The organism is Pseudohongiella nitratireducens (genome assembly GCF_001642735.1).
GTDB classification, from domain to species: domain Bacteria; phylum Pseudomonadota; class Gammaproteobacteria; order Pseudomonadales; family Pseudohongiellaceae; genus Pseudohongiella; species Pseudohongiella nitratireducens.
In genome coordinates this window covers 34,316-52,095 of record NZ_LWHM01000034.1, presented here as the reverse complement: position 1 = coordinate 52,095, position 17,780 = coordinate 34,316, and the positions used below count along the sequence as shown (strand labels likewise).

The following is a 17,780-nucleotide window of genomic DNA, read 5'->3' as shown; positions in this document are numbered from 1 at the left end:
GAAAGGGCAGGTGGTTGATCTAGCCACCTGCCAGCTTGGCCTTGATACCGCGCTGGGCCAGAAAGGCTTGTGCAGCTTCGCGCTTATCACCCTGAATTTCAATAACGCCTGCTTTTACCGCACCGCCACAGCCGCAGTGTGTTTTCAGGGCCTTGGCCAGCGTTTTCAATTCATCTGCATTCATGGCCAGCCCTTCTACCAGGGTCACACCTTTGCCTTTACGGCCTTTGCTTTCGCGGCGTATTTTTACGTTGCCATCACCCAGGACTGTCTCCGCTTTGCGCTGCTGACAGACACACTCAGACTCACCACATTCCGGGCAAAGTCGTCCCTTTTCGGTGCTGTATACCAGACTGGAAAGTTGATCTTTTAAGGATTGGCTCATGGTATTGGTTGGGTTGCTGCCACTGAATCGCTATCAGTGGCGATACAGTGGCGGTAACGAATATTTGGCATTGTACTGTTGCTGTTTACTGCGCTGGCTGTCACGCAGGGCGATTAATGCTTCCTGCAAAGCCAGCCATTGATTGGCGCTGCTGGCAGCATTGTCTTCTCCACCTTTCGCGCTGAGGTCATCTGTTGCCTTCGGACTGGCGTAGAGGCTGGCCTGCAACTTTCTGAACTCGCGTTGTAAGGTCTCGGAATTCAACCGCTGTGAAAGCGCATCAAGGTTGTACAGACCAGGATCCTGGTAATACTGGCGCCCCCAGGCAATCAGACGAATACGGATTTGCTGTGCATCCCCTTGTTTGATCGCCGTGAGTAGCTCATTAAAGGCTTCGCTTTCGGCTTCAATGTCAATCTGGCGCTGGTATGCAGGCTGGCGTGGCGGCTCCGGATTGGCTGCCAGCATCGCCAGCTGTTGCAGGCGTCGACGCCATAGCCACCACATGCCGAGCAAAATAGCAGCGATAACAGCGGTCAAGCTGTACAGAATCCAGCCCTCAGTCTGTCGTGGCGTGATGAGCGGGTCGATCGCGTTGGCGTTACCTTGTCGTCCCATTTGCGACAGCAATTCTTCCGGGTCAGTGGCTTCAGGGCTGCCTGTCGCATGCACACGGAACGTCGTTGATGGCAGGGTGGCATATTGCATGGAATCTGTGTCCGTATCCCACCAGGGGATTTCCAGGGCAGGAACAGTCACCTGGCCGGCTTCTGTTACGACCATTTCGTAGCTTTCCACACGGGTACCGACCACATTGCCATCCTGTATACGTCGGTCGACATCGCCGGGGTTGGGGTAGACATTAACGGTGTCAATTTCACCGATATTAAAGGGAGGCAAAGCGGGGCCATCCAGGCCATTGGCGGTTACCGTGACTTCGCGCTGGATGGAATCGCCCGGCTCCAGTGAATCAATATCGCCGTCCCAGGTTTCTTCGACAATCAGGTTGCTGGCTGGCAACCAGGTCGTATCCGCAGGGAATGCTGCCGGACGTTCCTTGACATCAATATTATAGCCAGTGGCAAAGGCAGTGACCGGGCGCACATTTCGCTGCCGGAAGACAAAGCTGCTGGAACCGTCGGTTATTTCGCCACGGAAGACAATATCAGGGATGCTCAGGCTGCCGCTGCGCTGGGGAAAGATCACGTAATTCTTTTCATAAACACCGTAACGCACACCGTCTATCAGGCGCTCATACTGGTGGGGCTGGCCGAGTTGCTGAATAACCGCATTTTCAGGGTCAATTTCTGTAAAGTGCGGGTTTCTGATACCGGCAATGGTGTAGTAGAGCCGAATGGTAAACAGTACCTGTTCCTGCACATATACCGATTCTTTATTGACCACGGCTTCCAGGTAGACTTCCTGGCCAGGCTCTAGGCCATTGTTGGGCATCTCGCCAACATTAATGGCAAACGAAGGGGTTTGCTGGTTGCCGACTGAAACGGAAGGCACTTCCAGTTCACCAAGTTCGCGCGGAAACAGTATCAGGATATAGTCCGTCCAGGACTCGATCTGACCATTAACCGAACGCAGGTGGCTGGATGAGCGACTGGAAATGATATCAAACTGTTCACGCAAAGGATCCAGGTCAATGGTGACACCGCTTTGCTGACCAAATGAACGGATGGTCAGCGTGGTGGTTTCGCCACGGACCAATTCTTTGGGGGTCAGGGTGGCTTCAATATCACCCGTCTGGGCCAGGGCGACTGGGCTGACAACACTGACGATCAAAGCAGTGGCGCTAAGCAGCAGGGCAAGCACACTTTGTCTGGTTTTTTGCCCGGGCCGTTTGCTGACCAATGCCTGTCCCATACGCGTGAAGATCCTGTTGAAGCTGACAGTATTCAGGCAATCCATTAGCGTGCCCCCTGTTCTGCAGCACGACGTTCCATCATGCGACGACGCGATTCAAATTGGAATTTGCGTTGCAAGAGCTCACCGGGCTCATCTTCGATGCGGCGCAGGAATTGCTCAAGTGTTTCCTGGTCTTCTTCAAATTCAGAGTTCTGGCTGCGCTGGTTTTTCTGGGAGTTGTCAGTCTCCGCATCTTGCTGTTCTTCCTGTTCAGGCGCTTCCTGATCCTGTGGATCCTGGTCCTGATCCTGTTCCTGCTGCTCTTGATCCTGTTCCAGCTGCGGCTCGTTTTCGTCCTGGTTCTCTTCGCTTTCAGCTTCGGCGGATTCCTGCTGTTCCTGTTCTTCCTGCTGCTCTTGTTCTTCCTGCTCCTGTTGCTCCTGCTGTTCCAGCAGGTCCTCAACAATGGCTTTGTTGTGAGCCGCGTCCTGGTGTTGCGGGTTCAGTTCCAGCACACGGGTATAAGCGGCGATGGATTCCTGCAGGCGTTCAGCAAAGGCGAGCGCGTTGCCCAGGTTATAGAGTGAGTCAATGTCGTTCGACTCACTGAAATCAGCAATGGCCGCGGCATAGTTGCCTGCCCGGTAGTGAGCCGTACCGCGCCATTCAGGGTCTTCAAACAATTGGGAGGCCTGAACCGGGCGCTCTTCCTGCAATGCTTCCATGGCACGTTGCTCACGGTTCAGAAACAGGTCGCGCAAACGGAAGCCAGGATCAGTTTCCTCAGCGCCGCCTTGTGCTTCAGGCGTGTTACCGATGGTCTGTATCTGCATGCCTTCGCCAGCTTCCAGGTTGTTCGGTGAATACTGTTCGCGCAGTTCCGGGTTAGCCAGGGGGTCAGTCAGGTCAATCTCTTCTGGACTGCCATCCTGTGACTGCTGGGCACTGTTTTCATTGCTGGCTTCCTGGGCATGGAGTGGTTGGCCAGGTAACACGGCCATGGCCAGCCAGGTAGCGCCGCAGGTCAGGGCCAACTGCATCACCCAGCCACGGCGGAAGCACAGCGCTGCCAGCGGCAGTACGAGCAGAATCAGCCAGGGGCCGGCATCTTCCCAGAGTGCGACCTCATCATCAGCGGCCTGGTAGTCGTCCGCGGAATCAGTCATGCGGTTTTCCGCCAGCACATGGTTGAGGTCTTCGTCATCCAGGGTAATATCGTGATACAGGCCGCGAGCTGACTCAGCAATGCGTTGCAGGTTGTCGCGGTTCATCTGAACAATCACGGGCTGACCGCTGTTATTGCGCAGTACCTGCCCGTTTGATGTTGGAATGGTGGCGCCTTCCTCGGTGCCAACACCGATGACGTGCAGCGGGTAGGGGACGCCATTCATGACATCGTTGATAGCCTGGTTGCCATCTGCCGGAATACCTGAAGAGAGCAGCAGGATACGACCATAATTGACACTGGACTCATTCAGCAGGTTAACGGCCATTTGTAATGCCTGGGCCGGATTATTGCCGCGTACTGGCATGATGTTGGGGGTCAGGGCCGGCACCATGGCGCGAATGCTGACACTGTCATCGGTCAACGGCGTTACCATGTGAGCTTCACCGGCATAGACCACCAGTCCGGTTTGACCTTCAACCCGCTGGTTAAGCAGATCAAGCACCTTGCGCCTGGCGACCGTGATACGGTTGGGTTCTTCATCGGTGGCAAACATTGGTACTGACAGGTCCAGCACGATAACCAGCGCATCCTGGCGCTGCTGCACAGGTGCTGGCTGCTGTTTCCAGGTCGGACCGGCCAGTGCAATGATGCTGGCCACCCATACGCCTAATAACAGATAAAGAGGAAGTCGTTTGCTCGCCTGTCGACTGGCTTTCAGCAGGTAAGGCAGCAGGGACTGGTCAATGACTTTTTGCCAGGCTGTGCTGCTGGATTCCAGAATCCACAGGCGGCGGAAAAAGAAAAAGGCAGGGATCAGGGCCAGCAGCCATAGCGGTCGCAGAAAGTGAAAGTTGGACAGGGCCTGCATCAGGGTCATGGATTCATTCATGCAGTTTCACCCCCGCGACCAAAGGACAGGGCAGACGGGATGGCCAGGAAGGCCACGGCAAAACTCAACAGCAATGCCAGCGACAGTGGCCAGTGGAACAGCACTGTAATTGGGCGATAGGTTTGTTCGTCCTGCTCAATGGGCTCCATCTGATCCAGTTCGTCGTAGATATCGACCATATCCTCCAGCGTCCGGGCACGGAAATAGAGGCCGCCGGTCATGGCGGCCGCGTCACGCATGGCTTCATCATCAATCTCTGAAACCGCACCGCCAGTGCGGGCAACAAAAGGCGAGCGTTGTCCAAACTGATCCGAGGCAACGCCGACAATATGCATTTTGATGCCTTCTGTCTGGGCCAGTTGCGCCGCCTGGATTGGCGTCAATGAGCCGGCATTGTTAATACCGTCGGTTAACAGAATCAGGATCCGGTTGTTTTCAGGTTGCTGTCGCAAGTGTTTGATACTCAAACCGATTGCGTCACCAATGGCAGTTGCAGACTCATCAATCATGCCGATTTCCAGCTCTTCCACCATGGTTTGAACGCTGTTCAGGTCAAACGTCATCGGGGTGAGCATATAGGCGTGCGCGGCAAACAGCGTCAGACCCAGTCGGTCACCATTGCGTTTTTCCACAAAATCACTGATCACGGCCTGCATCACCTGGAAACGCGATAGTTGTGTGTTATTCAGGTACATGTCACGGGCCTCCATACTGCCTGACATGTCCAGGGTCAGCATCATGTCGCGACCGGTAGTGGGGATCTGTATGGGCTCACCGACCCACTGCGGGCGGGCGCTGGCAATAACGACCAGTACCCAGATAATACTGCACAGAATCAGGTTAAGCTTGGCGCGATCAATTTTATGGGCAGCATCTGTATGCAACTGCTGCAATTGCTGGAAAAAAGGCACGCGCAGGGCGGCATCCTGGCGTGGTGCCCGTGGCAGCATCCAGTAAACCAGAAATGGCAGTGGCAGAACCACAAATATCCAGGGCCAGGAAAATTCAAGCATGTTGTTGGGCTACCGCACTTGGTGGATTCGCTTTGTCTTTGATTCTAGCGACATACAGATCGTTTATCCAATGTCGGGCTGTGTTGTAAAGCGCCTCGCAATCGATATCGATCTGGCGCGCAAAACGGCCATGAGCCAGGGCTTTGGACTGTTCTTCGCTGAGGTTATTGCGTCTGTCCTGAGCGGCAATGAAGTTGGCCCAGGCCTTGCCATTTAAACTGGCCACAGTGCTGGCCGGAAAGTGCAGCAGGGCGACACGGCGCAGCACAGCATTCACACCATTAACATAGTCCAGGCGTGCGGCATTCTGGTCTGTTGCAGGACTGCCTTTGGCTGCCAGTGCTGCTTGCTGCAACCATGTTTCACGGCAGCGGTCCAGCTCCTTCAGGGCAGCATTAATATGTCGTTGCAGCTGCTGTTTTTTAATGTAACGCCACAATAGCCAGCCCATTAATGCCAGTAGCAGCACGATCAATGCCCACCAGCCCGGGGCCAGTGGCCAGAAGCCTGTGGTATCCGCAGGCATATGTATGTCTCTAAGTTGGCTCAGAGCGTCTGCGAGGTCCATTGATGTATCCGTTCGACGACAGGTTCGTCTGTGCGTAGTGAAATGAGTGGTATTTTCATTTTATTCAGTTCGCCTTGCAGAAAGGCCAGACGCTGATGGAAAACGTCCCGGTAACTCTCTCTTGCCTTGCGATTGAAGGTGTTCAATGTGCCTTTGTCGCGGCCGTCAGTAATACTATAGTAACCGGGAATGGGCAGATTCTCTTCCAGCGGGTCATTGACGAAGCAGCAGACCACATTGTTATGCCGTGAAATCTGTTGCAGATACTGGAAACCGGCATCATCGATGCTGCTGAAATCGCTGATGATATAGATAGTGCTGCCGGGCTTGGTAATGCGCCGGATACGTCCCAGGGTGGAAGCCAGGCTGCCTGCCTCAGGATCGTGATTGGCTGGATTGGCAGCCTGCTCAGCCAGTGCCGTATTAAAATTCTCCAGCTGATTCAGCAGGTGCAGAGCGGAGCGGCGGCTTCGCTTGGGGCGGACCAGAGCGAAGTCTTCATCGCCATAGACCAGACCGCCAACACGGTCACCGTTATCAATGGCCAGCCAGCAGAATATTGCTGCTGCCTGAGCGGCGATAACGGATTTGAAGGCAGTGTGGCTGCCAAAAAACATGGAGCTGGACTGGTCAACGGCTACCAGGACCGGTCTCTCGCGCTCTTCCCGAAATACCTTGGTAAACGGTTTGCCGATTCGGGCAGTGACACGCCAGTCAATGGTGCGGATATCATCGCCCGCCTGATAAGGGCGGAATTCTTCAAAATCGATGCCGCGGCCGCGCATTTTCGATAAATGCAGCCCGGATATGCCCGCCACGGATCGCTTGTGGTTGGCATAGGCTATCGTCCGTGCGGCATAGCGCTGCAGCAGCAAGTCCTGCAGCGTGACAACAGCACCGCGGGTTCGGTATAGCGCCTGATGAGGTAGCGGTTTCAGCGTGGCGTCCATGATTACTCCTGCGCCAGCCTTAAGCCGATGGGACCCGCTCCAGAATGGTTGCCAGGACTTTGTCGGCAGTTACCCCGCTGGCTTCGGCTTCAAAGCTGAGGAGCACCCGATGGCGCAGTACGTCAAACAGTACAGCCTGGACATCATCCGGGCTGACAAAGTCATTGCCGGCTATCCAGGCATGGGCGCGAGCACAGCGATCCAGGGCGATTGTGCCTCGTGGGCTGGCACCGAAATCAATCCAGTTTTCCAGATCGTCACCATAAGTTTCCGGGTTTCGGGTAGCCATGATCAATTGAATAATGTATTCCTCGACTTCAGGTGCCATGTGCATGCTGAGGATTTCCTGGCGTGCGGCAAAGAGGTCTTCCTGGCTGACGACCGAAGGTGCTTCAGGGGCGACATGGCGCGCTTCATCGCGAACCAGGTGCAAAATATTGCGTTCCGCTTCGGCTTTCGGATAATCAATGGCGACATGCATCAGGAAACGGTCAAGCTGTGCTTCCGGCAGCGGGTAGGTACCTTCTTGCTCAATCGGGTTTTGAGTTGCCATGACCAGGAACAGTGGTGGCAACTGAAATGATTCGCGACCGACAGACACCTGATGTTCCGCCATGGCTTCCAAAAGGGCAGATTGCACTTTGGCCGGTGCCCGGTTGATCTCATCAGCCAGCACCAGGTTGTGGAATATCGGGCCAGGCTGAAAACGGAAAGAGCCGTCTTCGGGGCGGAAGATTTCGGTACCGGTGATATCGCTGGGCAGCAGGTCAGGGGTGAACTGGATACGGTGAAAATCACCTTCAACAGCTCTGGACAAATCCTTGATGGCCTTGGTCTTGGCCAGGCCGGGAGCACCTTCCACCAGCAGGTGGCCATCAGCAAGCAGCGCGATAAGAAGTCGGTCGACCAACCTTTCCTGCCCGATAATCTGAGTCGTTAACCAATTCTTTAGTGCGCTTATTGTGTTGTGATGGCTCATAAAATTCCCTGTGTTTTCGGGCTGGTATTTTCAATGTAGTCAGCGATTGTAACCAATTTGCAACTTATGTCTAGCAAGGTGAGAGGGCAGTTTGTCTCAGATTGTGCCAGCGCCATCGATAGCCATGGTTTATAATGGGATATTAACCCCGCAATATATGGAGAACCGCCTGACATGATGTATGGTCTGTTACGCTCGGCATTGTTTAGTCTGCCTGAAGAAACATCCCACAAAATTGCTTTGGACGGTATGGATCTCGCCAGACAACTGGGAGTTTCAGGCATGCTTGGCGGGGCGCGCCAGGATCGTCAGTCGCCAGTCAAGGTCATGGGGCTGGACTTTCCCAATGCACTGGGCCTGGCAGCCGGCCTGGATAAGAATGCGGATCACATCGATGGTCTGGCTGCGCTGGGTTTTGGTTTTATTGAAGTGGGTACGCTGACACCGCGGCCGCAATCGGGCAATCCTAAGCCCCGGCTGTTCCGTTTACCTGAGCACGAAGCCATCATCAATCGCATGGGGTTTAATAACAAAGGCATTGATCACGCCCTGGAACAGATTAAAAAAAGTCGTTTTCGCGGTGTGCTGGGCATCAATATTGGTAAAAACGCTGATACCCCCGTGGAGAAAGCCGCTGATGACTATCTCATTGGCTTGCAAAAGGCCTGGTCCCTGGCCAGCTATATTGTGGTCAATCTCTCATCGCCGAACACGCCCGGGTTGCGAACGCTGCAATACGGGGATGATTTGCGCGCCTTGCTGGCAACCCTGAAAACAGAGCATAAACGCCTGGCTGAAGCAGATGGGCGCTATGTCCCGCTGGTGGTGAAAATTGCTCCGGATATGACCCAGGCCGAATTGGAAACAGTCGCTGCCGCCTTAAAAGAGTATGAAATTGATGCGGTTGCGGCGACCAACACAACCCTGTCCCGTGATGCAGTGGCCGGTCACCGCCATGGCGAACAGGCTGGTGGTTTGAGTGGCAAGCCGCTAAGCGAAGCGTCTACCGATGTGATTCGCCATCTGCACGAGTTGCTCGGTGATGCTATTCCCATCATTGGTATTGGTGGTATCAGTTCCCTGGCCGATGCTGAAGCTAAACTGGCGGCCGGTGCCAGCCTGATACAGATTTACAGTGGTTTTATCTACCGTGGCCCGGCACTGGTCCGTGAAATCGTGGAGGGGTTGTACAGCCTTGAGCGAGAAAACAGCCTTGAGCGCAGGAACAGTCCTGAGCGCGGAAACAGTCCTGAGCGCGGAAACAGCCCTGAGCCAGGTGATAGCCATGAGCGATAACGCGCCACCAATCCTGCTTTACACCACAGCCGGCTGTCACCTCTGCGAACAGGCTGAAGCTATTCTCGAGCCCGTGGCCAGGCTGAACCAGTTAACCTGGCAGCCTGTCGATATTTCTACATCAGAAGCGCTGGTGGAAGCCTACGGCATCCGTATCCCGGTTATCAAAGTTGAAGGGGCGGCAGAAGATATCGGCTGGCCGTTCGACGAACCGGCCCTGCTGGATTATCTGTCCCGTCACCTGCCTGCCTGACTTTTGGCTGATTCCTGTTTATCTGAGGCGCAGCATGGATTCATCCGGAATGTCAAAAAAGCGGATGGCATTGGCCGTGGTTTGTTCAGCCAAAACAGTTGCCGGTTTGCCACAGTGCTCAGCAACTACGCTTAACACCTCAGTCAGGTAGGCAGGTTCGTTGCGTCGGGATTTCGGTTTAGGGCGCAGTGAACGTGGCATCAGGTAGGGGGCGTCCGTTTCTATCATCAGCCGGTTTGCCGGAATGTCCCCCACGATGGCGTGCAGATGGCTGCCCCGTCGTTCATCACAGATCCAGCCCGTGATGCCGATATACAGATCAAGATCAAGGTAATCGTAAAGCGCTTCTTTGCTATCAGTGAAACAGTGCACCACCGCAGCCGAGAGATGATCGCGGTAGTGTTTCAGGATGGGTAAGAAGCGTGAGTGAGCATCTCGCTGGTGCAGAAAGGCGGGCAGGCCGGTTTCAACCGCCATCTGTAAATGGGCTTCAAAAGACTCTTCCTGAGCCGGTCTCGGGGAATAGTCCCGGTTGAAGTCCAGGCCGGTTTCGCCTACCGCCCTGACCAACGGGTCGTCCAGTAGTTCACGGATACCGCCCAGCACGGCCGGTGTGGCCTGGCTGGCTTCATGAGGGTGGATGCCGGCCGTGGCAGAAAGTGCCGGATACTTTTGGCAGATCTGTAGCGCTTTTTGCGAAGCCGCCAGCGTCGTGCCGGTCACCATTTGATGAACCAGCCCGGCCGCCCGGGCACGGTCCAGCACTGCTTCCAGATCATGGTCAAAAGAGTCGTGGCCCAGGTTGGCGCCGATGTCGATAAGAGGATGTGTTGAATTCATGGCGCGCGATTATAGCAGCCTCTGGCAGATTGCGCTGTTATCAACGATAATAGTTTGTTTTGACCCGATCCTCAGGGCCGGTTAACTGTCACTTGATTGGCAGTTGTCTGGATAACAGAAGGTCGGAGAACGTCAAAAGTACGCGCATACACAAGAAATAACTGGATTGCAGCCGATGACACAAGCACCGAATCAGGGGACATCCCCCAAAGAGAAGAAATCCCTAAACTGGGCCGAGCTCGGGTTTTCATACCACGCCACGGATTACCGATTTCGAGCAGTACATCGGAACGGTCAGTGGTCGGAAGGTGAGCTGATTACCGAGAATACGATTGTGGCCCATGAAGGCGCACCAGCGTTGCACTATGCCCAGCAGTGTTTTGAAGGACTGAAAGCACAGACAGCACCTGATGGTCGTGTGCTTTTGTTTCGTCCGGAACTGAACGCCGAGCGTATGCGCCAGGCGGCAGGACGGTTGTTGATGCCAGAAGTGCCTGAATCGCTGTTTATCCGTGGTGTTGAAGAGGCGGTGCGGGCCAACTATGCCTGGATTCCTCCACATGGCTCCGGGGCGGCACTGTACATTCGACCAATGCTGATTGGCCTGGGTGAGAACCTGGGTTTGAAAACCGCTAACGAGTTTGAATTCCGTGTTTTTGTTTCTCCTGTGGGGCCGTATTACAAAAGTGCCGGGCTGGCAGTGATCTCACTGGCAGTCTCTGAACTGGATCGGGCTGCACCATCGGGTACCGGCAACTACAAGATCGGTGCCAACTATGCTGGTGGGCTGCTGGCCACCCGCATGGCACAGCAGCTAGGTGCCAACGAGGCCTTGTACCTGGATGCACGTGAGCGCAAATACATTGACGAGGCTGGCTCTGCCAACATTGTCGTGAGTATGAAGAATGGCAGTTTCGTCACCCCTGGGTCCAATGCTGTGTTGCCCAGTGTGACTCGACGTTCAATCATGACCCTGGCAGAACAGGAACTGGATCTCAGTATTGAACAGCGTGCGATCAATCTGCGCGAAGAACTGCCAGATTTTGAAGAAGTGGCTGCCTGTGGTACAGCTGCTGTTATTTCACCTGTTGGCAAAATCTGGGTGGATGATCAGTGGCATCGTTTTTACGGCAATGGCGAAGAAGCCGGACCGGTCATGAAACGTCTCTATGAACTGCTGGTAGGTATCCAGCGGGGTGAAACTGACGATAAATTTGGCTGGACGCACGAAGTTAACTGTTCAGTCTGATTCATCCCTACCTCTTATAAATCAATCATATACATGATAGTTTCCGGCCTGCAGTGTCAGGCCGGTGTGATTGGCTACTTGAATGCAGTAGTCCGGTTGCGGTAGCTTGTTGCCCGTCACGCAAGGCTTGACCCGCTTTGGCGGAATCTATATATATGTCGGCCTTTTACGGTAAAACCGGTTTGTCATCCGGCGCCAACCATCAGGAATCAGTTAATTTAATGAGCAAATCCCTAGTTATCGTCGAGTCTCCCGCAAAAGCGAAGACGATCAACAAATACCTTGGCCAGGATTTCGTCGTCAAATCCAGTGTCGGTCATATTCGTGATCTGCCGACATCTGGCAGTGGCAGTACCACGGATCCGGCAACTCGCGCCAAAGAGGCCGCCAAGACCCGAAAAATGGATCCGGAGGAGAAAGCGGCTCACAAGGCTCGTAAAGCCAAACAGCAGCTGGTTGCCCGCATGGGCGTCGATCCTGAGCACGACTGGAAAGCCCGTTATGAAATTCTGCCGGGCAAGGAAAAAGTCGTTGCGGAACTCAAAAAACTCGCCAAAAGTGCTGACACCATTTATCTGGCGACGGACTTGGACCGCGAAGGGGAGGCCATTGCCTGGCATTTGAAAGAGGCAATTGGTGGCGATGACCAGCGGTTCCGCCGCGTTGTCTTTAACGAAATTACTAAAAAAGCCATCCAGGAAGCATTCTCCGAACCGGGAGAGCTGGATATGCGCTATGTAGAAGCCCAGCAGGCGCGTCGATTCCTCGACCGGGTCGTGGGCTTTATGGTTTCTCCGCTGTTGTGGAATAAAGTGGCACGTGGCCTGTCAGCTGGCCGTGTTCAGTCAGTGGCACTGCGACTGATTGTTGAGCGTGAAAGAGAGATTCGCAGTTTTATCCCGGAAGAGTTCTGGGAACTGTATGCTGACACCGTGACCGAAGCGCGCGAAGCGCTGCGCTTGCAAGTCACCAAGCAGGACGGAAAAGCATTCCGGCCCGGTAGCGGGGACGTCTGTCAGGCAGCTCAGGACGCCCTGGCTGCACAGGCATTACTGGTTAAAGGACGTGAGGACAAACCCACCAGTTCCAAGCCAAAGCCGCCGCTGATCACTTCAACCTTGCAGCAGGCTGCCAGTACGCGCCTGGGCTTCGGTGTTAAGAAAACGATGATGATGGCCCAGCGTCTCTATGAAGCGGGTTACATTACTTACATGCGTACCGATTCCACGCACCTGAGTAATGATGCGCTGGAAATGTGTCGCAATTACATTGACGAAAATTTCGGCGCCAAATACCTGACCGAGAAACCGGTTCAGTACTCTGCACGCGAAGGTGCGCAGGAAGCTCACGAAGCGATACGGCCAACTGATGTCAGCAAGTCGCCGACTCAGCTGGTTGGTATGGAGCGTGATGCGGAGCGGCTGTATGCATTGATCTGGGCGTATTTTGTGGCCTGTCAAATGCCACCAGCGCGTTATCTGAGTTCTTCCATCACAGTGACCGCTGGCGATTTTGAACTGCGCACCAAGGGTCGGATTATGCAGTTTGACGGTTACCTGAAAGTGTTGCCGTCCAAAGAGGAAGACACGGTACTGCCGGATGTAAAAACCGGTGAGACGCTTGATCTGAAAAAACTCGACCCGAAACAGCATTTCACCAAACCGGTCTCGCGATACACCGAAGCGAGTCTGGTCAAGGAACTGGAAAAGCGGGGCATTGGTCGTCCTTCTACCTATGCAGCCATTATTTCCACCATTCAGGATCGTGGTTACGTCAAAGTTGAGAACCGTCGTTTCTACGCTCAGAAAATGGGCGACATCGTTGCCGAGCGCCTGGTGGAAAGCTTCACAGACCTGATGGACTATGACTTCACCGCCAAAATGGAAGATCTGCTGGACCAGGTAGCGGCGGGTGAAAAGAAATGGAAGCAGTTGCTCAATGAATTCTATGAAGGGTTCACCGATCAACTGGAAAAAGCTTCTTCATCAACCGATGAAGGTATGCGTGCAAATTCGCCAACAGAGACAGATATTCCCTGTCCGGATTGTGGTCGTCCCATGCAGATTCGTACGGCATCTACCGGTGTATTCCTGGGATGTTCGGGCTATGCGCTGCCGCCAAAAGAGCGCTGTAAATGCACGATTAACCTGACACCGGGTGAAGAGGCAATCCGCACTGACAGTGAGGAAGAGGCTGAAGAAGTTGAAAACAAACGACTTCGCGAAAGCCGTCGTTGCAAGATATGTAACGCGACCATGGACAGTTACCTGATCGATGAAAAGCGCAAGTTGCATGTTTGTGGTAACAACCCGGACTGCAGCGGCTTTGAAGTGGAAGCTGGCACCTTTAAGATAAAAGGTTATGATGGTCCCATTATCCAGTGTGATAAATGTGGCGCCGACATGCAGCTGAAAAACGGTCGCTTTGGCAAGTATTTTGGCTGTACAGCTGAAGAGTGCAAGAACACACGCAAGCTGCTCAGAAGCGGCGAGCCGGCGCCACCCAAAATGGATCCGGTGCCCATGCCTGAGCTGGTATGTGAAAAAGTGGACGATACTTATGTGTTGCGTGATGGCGCGGCCGGGCTGTTCCTGGCTGCCAGCAAATTCCCGAAAAACCGGGAAACACGGGCGCCGCTGCTGGCCGAGTTAGTGCCCCACAAAAACGAGATCGACAGCAAGTATCACTACCTGTTCTCAGCACCGCTGGAAGATGATGAGGGTAACCCCACGATCGTCCGTTTCAGTCGCAAGGCCAAGCAGCATTACCTGCTGACCGAGATTGACAAGAAAGCGACGGGCTGGAAAGCCTTGTATGAACACGGTAAATGGCAGGTCGAGCAGAAGAAGACGAAAGCCAAGGCTAAAACCAAGGCGAAGACAACAAAGCGTAAGACAAAAAGTTAGGGGCTGTTAACAGGCCCTAACAACAGGCCCTCACAAAAGGTCCTTACAACAGACCATAGCGGTTAAGCAGCTGTGCCCGGCAGAGAAGCGGGGCGCAGCTGGCGATGACGCTGGCAGCGTTAGCAGCGCCGAATCACGCCAACGCTGATACCTTCAATCGTGAAAGCGTCGCGCCCCAGATCAACTTCAATGGGGTCGTAATCTGCATTTTCCGGCAACAAGCGGATATGGCGTTTGCCCGGTGCCTGCTCCAGCCGTTTAACTGTCACTTCCTCTTCCAGTCTGGCCACGATGATATCGCCATTACGTGCCTGGGAAGTACGATGCACAGCCAGCAAATCCCCCTCGAATATGCCCGCATCAATCATACTGGTACCTTTGACGGTCAGCAGATAATCAGCGCTGGGGTTGAACATGCCTGCTGGAATACTGACGTACTCATCAATGCATTCTTCGGCCAGAATCGGGCTGCCTGCTGCCACCTGGCCAATAACCGGCAGGCCAGCCGGCACTTCCTCTTCCTGGCCCAGCAGGCGGATACCGCGGGAGGCACCAGGGACAATTTCGATGGCCTGCTTTCTGGCCAGCGCTTTCAGGTGTTCTTCCGCAGCGTTGGGGGAGCGGAACCCCATTTCACGGGCAATTTCGGAGCGTGTCGGCGGGTAACCGGTCTCCTGCTGGTACTGGCGGATAAATTCAAGAATCTGGGCTTGTCTGGCGGTCAGATTTTGCATCAACAGTCTCACTGTTTATGTATTCAGGCTGTGATTATATACAGTAACGATGCGATTGCAAAGTGCTCACACTTTTGTCCGAAATCATATTTTCTGCGATTTAATTCGGCGATAATGAGCCGCATCGTATGGACAGGCCTCATGCCGGTCGTAAATCAAATGGAGTAAAAAGGATGAGTGAACTACCCCCGGGCGTATTGATGCTGGATTTGCAGGGAACCTCGCTAACTGAAGAAGAAACTTCATTATTGCTTCACCCGCAGGTGGGGGGTGTCATCCTTTTTTCCCGAAATATTGATAGTGCCGATCAGGTCGCGGCGTTGACCACCCGGATGCGTACCATCCGTCCGGGGCTGCTGATTGCCGTGGATCAGGAGGGTGGTCGTGTGCAGCGGCTGCGGGAAGGGTTTACCAGAATTCCTCCTATGTATCAGTTGGGTAAATTGCGTCGCCGTGACCCGGCGCTGGCCACACAACTGGCGGGAGAGCTGGGCTGGTTGCTGGCTTCGGAGGTGTTGGCGGTCGGTATCGATTTCAGTTTCGCCCCGGTGCTGGATCTGCGTTCAGATATCAGTGAAGTGATTGGCGACCGTGGTTTTGATGATGAGCCTGACGATGTCATTACTCTGGCATCTGCATTTTTGCGCGGCATGCGAGAGGCCGGTATGGCAACGACTGGCAAGCATTTTCCCGGCCACGGATCCGTTGTGGCTGACTCTCACCTGGAGCTACCGGTCGATAATCGCGACTTAACTGAAATCTGTGGGCGTGATTTGCAGCCTTTCCGCCAATGCATGCCATTACTGGATGGCATTATGCCGGCACACGTCCAATACGTTCAGGCCGACGCCCATTGCGCCGGTTTCTCCCGCTTCTGGCTGCAGAATGTGTTGCGCAAGGAGTTGGAATTTGATGGTGTCATATTCAGTGATGACCTTGATATGGCAGCGGCTGTGCAAGCTGGCAGCGTCGCTGATCGTCTGGCCATGGCACTGGATGCAGGTTGTGATATGGTGCTGGTCTGTAATAATCGCGCAGCAGCCAAAGAAGCCCTTGTTGCGCTGGAACGAAGACAGCAGCCTCTCAATCATCGTTTGCCAGCCATGCGCAGAGCCAGAGAAAACAATGCCACACTGGCAGAATTGGCGAACAATGATCGTGCTGCCAGCATTCGTAACGACATCATGAATCACCTGCAGTAATGCAGGGTATCCGGATATCCGGGTAAATAAATAGCTGCGAAGTATATATTTACCAGGCATATAAGTATCAGGTATAACAGATAATTGCAGTATTGAACCGGCAGGACATTATGACTGACAAGCAGGGACTTAAACAGCATCCCACAGCGCAACTCGCGCAGCATCCCGAACAGCAAGACTCAGATCCATCGGGGGAAGCCTCCGTGCAGCCATCGCCGGGGCAGGGGCTCACCCAGGCGTTCAGGCAGGAACTGCAGCGGGTGATGGCAACAGCAGACTGCCTGTTTTCCCCTGAAGAAATCGATCAGGCCCTGATTGTTGTGGCTGAACAAATCACTACCCGGTTGTCAGACAGCAATCCGGTTTTGCTCTGCGTCATGAACGGCGGACTGGTGCTGACCGGACAATTGGCACCCAAGCTGAGCTTTCCCCTGCAACTGGATTACCTGCATGCTACCCGCTATCGGGAAAAACTCAGTGGCAGTGACCTGCACTGGCGTGCTCTGCCGGCGACTGCGCTGTCAGGGCGAACCGTGCTGATACTGGATGACATACTGGACGAAGGTGAAACGCTGGCCGCAGTGGTCGAGTGGTGTCAGGCCGAAGGTGCCAAAGAGGTGATGACGGCAGTGCTGGTCGACAAGCAGCACGACCGCAAGAGCGCCTGGCTCAAGCAGGCTGACTTCACGGCGTTAGTGGCTGAAGACCGTTACCTGTTCGGGTATGGTATGGACTACAAAGGTTACTGGCGCAATGCGCCGGGTATTTTTGCTGTGGCAGACTGAACATTCGCCGACACGAGAGGTGTGAGTTATGACAAAGCAGGCTTCAGGAACAGAGCACATTCTCAGTCAAATTGGACAGTTTAAAGGTCCGGCTCCGGTCCACGAATGGGATCCGCCCTATTGTGGTGAGATGGACATGCGTATTGCCGCTGACGGGCGCTGGTACCATGAAGGCTCTCCCATTGGTCGTCCGCAACTGGTGCGACTTTTCTCCTCGATACTGCGTAAAGACCCTGACGGTTATCACTACCTGGTGACACCGGCAGAGAAAGTCCGCATTCAGGTGGACGACTGCCCCTTCGTAGCCCAGCTTATGGATGTGGAAGAGGTCGGCGGAGAATCTCAAATCACGTTTACGTTAAATACCGGGGAAACGGTCACGGCAGATGCCAATCATGCGATCGAGGTAACCGTGGATGATGATAATCAGCCCCATCCAACCGTGCATGTGCGCGATGGATTATGGGCACTGATCAGCCGTTCGGTTTTTTATTCTCTGGTGGAGGTGGCCGATCAGGTGAGCCGTGATGATGGGAAAAAAGCTAATAATAACAATCAAATAAAAACAGAGCTGGTGGTCAGTAGCAGCGGTAGCGAATTCGTTCTGGGGACCGTGTAATACGGTGAGTGTGCCGGGTCAATATTGACGCGAGGCGCGAAAAACGGCATTATTGGCGACCTTTCCCGATAGTGAAATCACATCATTCTT

General features: G+C 54.2%; 16 protein-coding genes. 7 read left to right on the top strand and 9 right to left on the bottom strand.

Translation table 11 applies throughout. From position 1 onward, the window contains the following. Positions 1 to 19 precede the first annotated feature (19 nt). The 7 genes from PSCS_RS14240 to PSCS_RS14210 are packed head-to-tail and all read right to left on the bottom strand — an operon-like array spanning position 20 to position 7,806. A complete protein-coding gene (locus tag PSCS_RS14240; protein WP_068812876.1) occupies positions 20 to 385 on the bottom strand; it encodes a translation initiation factor in 366 nt (121 codons plus the stop codon). A 33-nt stretch (positions 386 to 418) separates the two neighbouring features. Beyond that, a complete protein-coding gene (locus PSCS_RS14235) occupies positions 419 to 2,257 on the bottom strand; it encodes a protein BatD (RefSeq protein WP_157885732.1) in 1,839 nt (612 codons plus the stop codon). Between the two features lie 44 nt (positions 2,258 to 2,301). Beyond that, positions 2,302 to 4,296: a VWA domain-containing protein gene (locus tag PSCS_RS14230; RefSeq protein WP_068812873.1), complete on the bottom strand. Its 1,995-nt coding sequence runs from the start codon at positions 4,294 to 4,296 to the stop codon at positions 2,302 to 2,304. Beyond that, positions 4,293 to 5,309, bottom strand: coding sequence for a VWA domain-containing protein (locus tag PSCS_RS14225; RefSeq protein WP_068812871.1), 1,017 nt, complete (start codon positions 5,307 to 5,309; stop codon positions 4,293 to 4,295). Before PSCS_RS14225 ends, PSCS_RS14230 begins: the two co-directional genes overlap by 4 nt. Then, a complete protein-coding gene (locus tag PSCS_RS14220) occupies positions 5,302 to 5,877 on the bottom strand; it encodes a DUF4381 domain-containing protein (protein WP_082866747.1) in 576 nt (191 codons plus the stop codon). Before PSCS_RS14220 ends, PSCS_RS14225 begins: the two co-directional genes overlap by 8 nt. After that, positions 5,856 to 6,827, bottom strand: coding sequence for a DUF58 domain-containing protein (locus tag PSCS_RS14215; protein WP_068812867.1), 972 nt, complete (start codon positions 6,825 to 6,827; stop codon positions 5,856 to 5,858). The genes PSCS_RS14220 and PSCS_RS14215 overlap by 22 nt, the downstream gene beginning before the upstream one ends. Before the next feature lie 19 nt (positions 6,828 to 6,846). After that, a complete protein-coding gene (locus tag PSCS_RS14210) occupies positions 6,847 to 7,806 on the bottom strand; it encodes an AAA family ATPase (RefSeq protein WP_068812865.1) in 960 nt (319 codons plus the stop codon). A gap of 177 nt (positions 7,807 to 7,983) precedes the next feature. On the opposite strand from PSCS_RS14210, the gene PSCS_RS14205 reads away from it, so the two are divergent. Next, positions 7,984 to 9,102, top strand: a complete 1,119-nt coding sequence (locus PSCS_RS14205; RefSeq protein ID WP_317621818.1) for a quinone-dependent dihydroorotate dehydrogenase — start codon at positions 7,984 to 7,986, stop codon at positions 9,100 to 9,102. After that, positions 9,092 to 9,355: a glutaredoxin family protein gene (locus PSCS_RS14200; RefSeq protein ID WP_068812863.1), complete on the top strand. Its 264-nt coding sequence runs from the start codon at positions 9,092 to 9,094 to the stop codon at positions 9,353 to 9,355. The genes PSCS_RS14205 and PSCS_RS14200 overlap by 11 nt, the downstream gene beginning before the upstream one ends. A gap of 18 nt (positions 9,356 to 9,373) precedes the next feature. Here the strand turns inward: PSCS_RS14200 and PSCS_RS14195 are convergent, their stop codons facing one another. After that, on the bottom strand, positions 9,374 to 10,195 hold the full coding sequence (locus PSCS_RS14195; protein WP_068812862.1) for a TatD family hydrolase: 822 nt from the start codon (positions 10,193 to 10,195) through the stop codon (positions 9,374 to 9,376). Positions 10,196 to 10,370: 175 nt separating this feature from the next. Here PSCS_RS14195 and PSCS_RS14190 point away from each other — a divergent pair, with 175 nt between their 5' ends. Together PSCS_RS14190 and topA are read left to right on the top strand one after the other, a co-directional pair. Further along, entirely contained in the window at positions 10,371 to 11,444 is a 1,074-nt protein-coding gene (locus tag PSCS_RS14190; protein WP_068812861.1) for a branched-chain amino acid aminotransferase, read from the top strand. 221 nt (positions 11,445 to 11,665) lie between these two features. Beyond that, entirely contained in the window at positions 11,666 to 14,350 is a 2,685-nt protein-coding gene (gene topA, locus PSCS_RS14185; protein ID WP_068813248.1) for a type I DNA topoisomerase, read from the top strand. 119 nt (positions 14,351 to 14,469) lie between these two features. On the opposite strand, the gene lexA is transcribed toward topA, so the two are convergent. Continuing rightward, positions 14,470 to 15,084 (bottom strand): transcriptional repressor LexA, encoded by a 615-nt coding sequence (lexA, locus tag PSCS_RS14180; protein WP_068812859.1) that lies wholly within the window; start codon positions 15,082 to 15,084, stop codon positions 14,470 to 14,472. 173 nt (positions 15,085 to 15,257) lie between these two features. Between lexA and nagZ the strand changes: the two genes are divergently transcribed. The 3 genes from nagZ (at position 15,258) to PSCS_RS14165 (ending at position 17,690) form a co-directional block, all read left to right on the top strand. Further along, positions 15,258 to 16,286 (top strand): beta-N-acetylhexosaminidase, encoded by a 1,029-nt coding sequence (gene nagZ, locus PSCS_RS14175; RefSeq protein WP_068812857.1) that lies wholly within the window; start codon positions 15,258 to 15,260, stop codon positions 16,284 to 16,286. 110 nt (positions 16,287 to 16,396) lie between these two features. Beyond that, positions 16,397 to 17,071, top strand: coding sequence for a hypoxanthine-guanine phosphoribosyltransferase (locus PSCS_RS14170; RefSeq protein WP_082866746.1), 675 nt, complete (start codon positions 16,397 to 16,399; stop codon positions 17,069 to 17,071). 28 nt (positions 17,072 to 17,099) lie between these two features. Next, a complete protein-coding gene (locus PSCS_RS14165; protein WP_068812855.1) occupies positions 17,100 to 17,690 on the top strand; it encodes a DUF1285 domain-containing protein in 591 nt (196 codons plus the stop codon). Positions 17,691 to 17,780 lie beyond the last annotated feature (90 nt).

Coding starts and splice junctions, on each gene's coding strand:
- topA (WP_068813248.1), top strand. CDS start 11,666: ATGAGCAAATCCCTAGTTATCGTCGAGTCTCCCGCAAAAGCGAAGACG.
- PSCS_RS14240 (WP_068812876.1), bottom strand. CDS start 385: ATGAGCCAATCCTTAAAAGATCAACTTTCCAGTCTGGTATACAGCACC.
- PSCS_RS14190 (WP_068812861.1), top strand. CDS start 10,371: ATGACACAAGCACCGAATCAGGGGACATCCCCCAAAGAGAAGAAATCC.
- PSCS_RS14170 (WP_082866746.1), top strand. CDS start 16,397: ATGACTGACAAGCAGGGACTTAAACAGCATCCCACAGCGCAACTCGCG.
- PSCS_RS14235 (WP_157885732.1), bottom strand. CDS start 2,257: ATGGGACAGGCATTGGTCAGCAAACGGCCCGGGCAAAAAACCAGACAA.
- PSCS_RS14210 (WP_068812865.1), bottom strand. CDS start 7,806: ATGAGCCATCACAACACAATAAGCGCACTAAAGAATTGGTTAACGACT.
- nagZ (WP_068812857.1), top strand. CDS start 15,258: ATGAGTGAACTACCCCCGGGCGTATTGATGCTGGATTTGCAGGGAACC.
- PSCS_RS14225 (WP_068812871.1), bottom strand. CDS start 5,309: ATGCTTGAATTTTCCTGGCCCTGGATATTTGTGGTTCTGCCACTGCCA.
- PSCS_RS14195 (WP_068812862.1), bottom strand. CDS start 10,195: ATGAATTCAACACATCCTCTTATCGACATCGGCGCCAACCTGGGCCAC.
- PSCS_RS14205 (WP_317621818.1), top strand. CDS start 7,984: ATGTATGGTCTGTTACGCTCGGCATTGTTTAGTCTGCCTGAAGAAACA.
- PSCS_RS14215 (WP_068812867.1), bottom strand. CDS start 6,827: ATGGACGCCACGCTGAAACCGCTACCTCATCAGGCGCTATACCGAACC.
- PSCS_RS14230 (WP_068812873.1), bottom strand. CDS start 4,296: ATGAATGAATCCATGACCCTGATGCAGGCCCTGTCCAACTTTCACTTT.
- PSCS_RS14220 (WP_082866747.1), bottom strand. CDS start 5,877: ATGGACCTCGCAGACGCTCTGAGCCAACTTAGAGACATACATATGCCT.
- PSCS_RS14165 (WP_068812855.1), top strand. CDS start 17,100: ATGACAAAGCAGGCTTCAGGAACAGAGCACATTCTCAGTCAAATTGGA.
- PSCS_RS14200 (WP_068812863.1), top strand. CDS start 9,092: ATGAGCGATAACGCGCCACCAATCCTGCTTTACACCACAGCCGGCTGT.
- lexA (WP_068812859.1), bottom strand. CDS start 15,084: ATGCAAAATCTGACCGCCAGACAAGCCCAGATTCTTGAATTTATCCGC.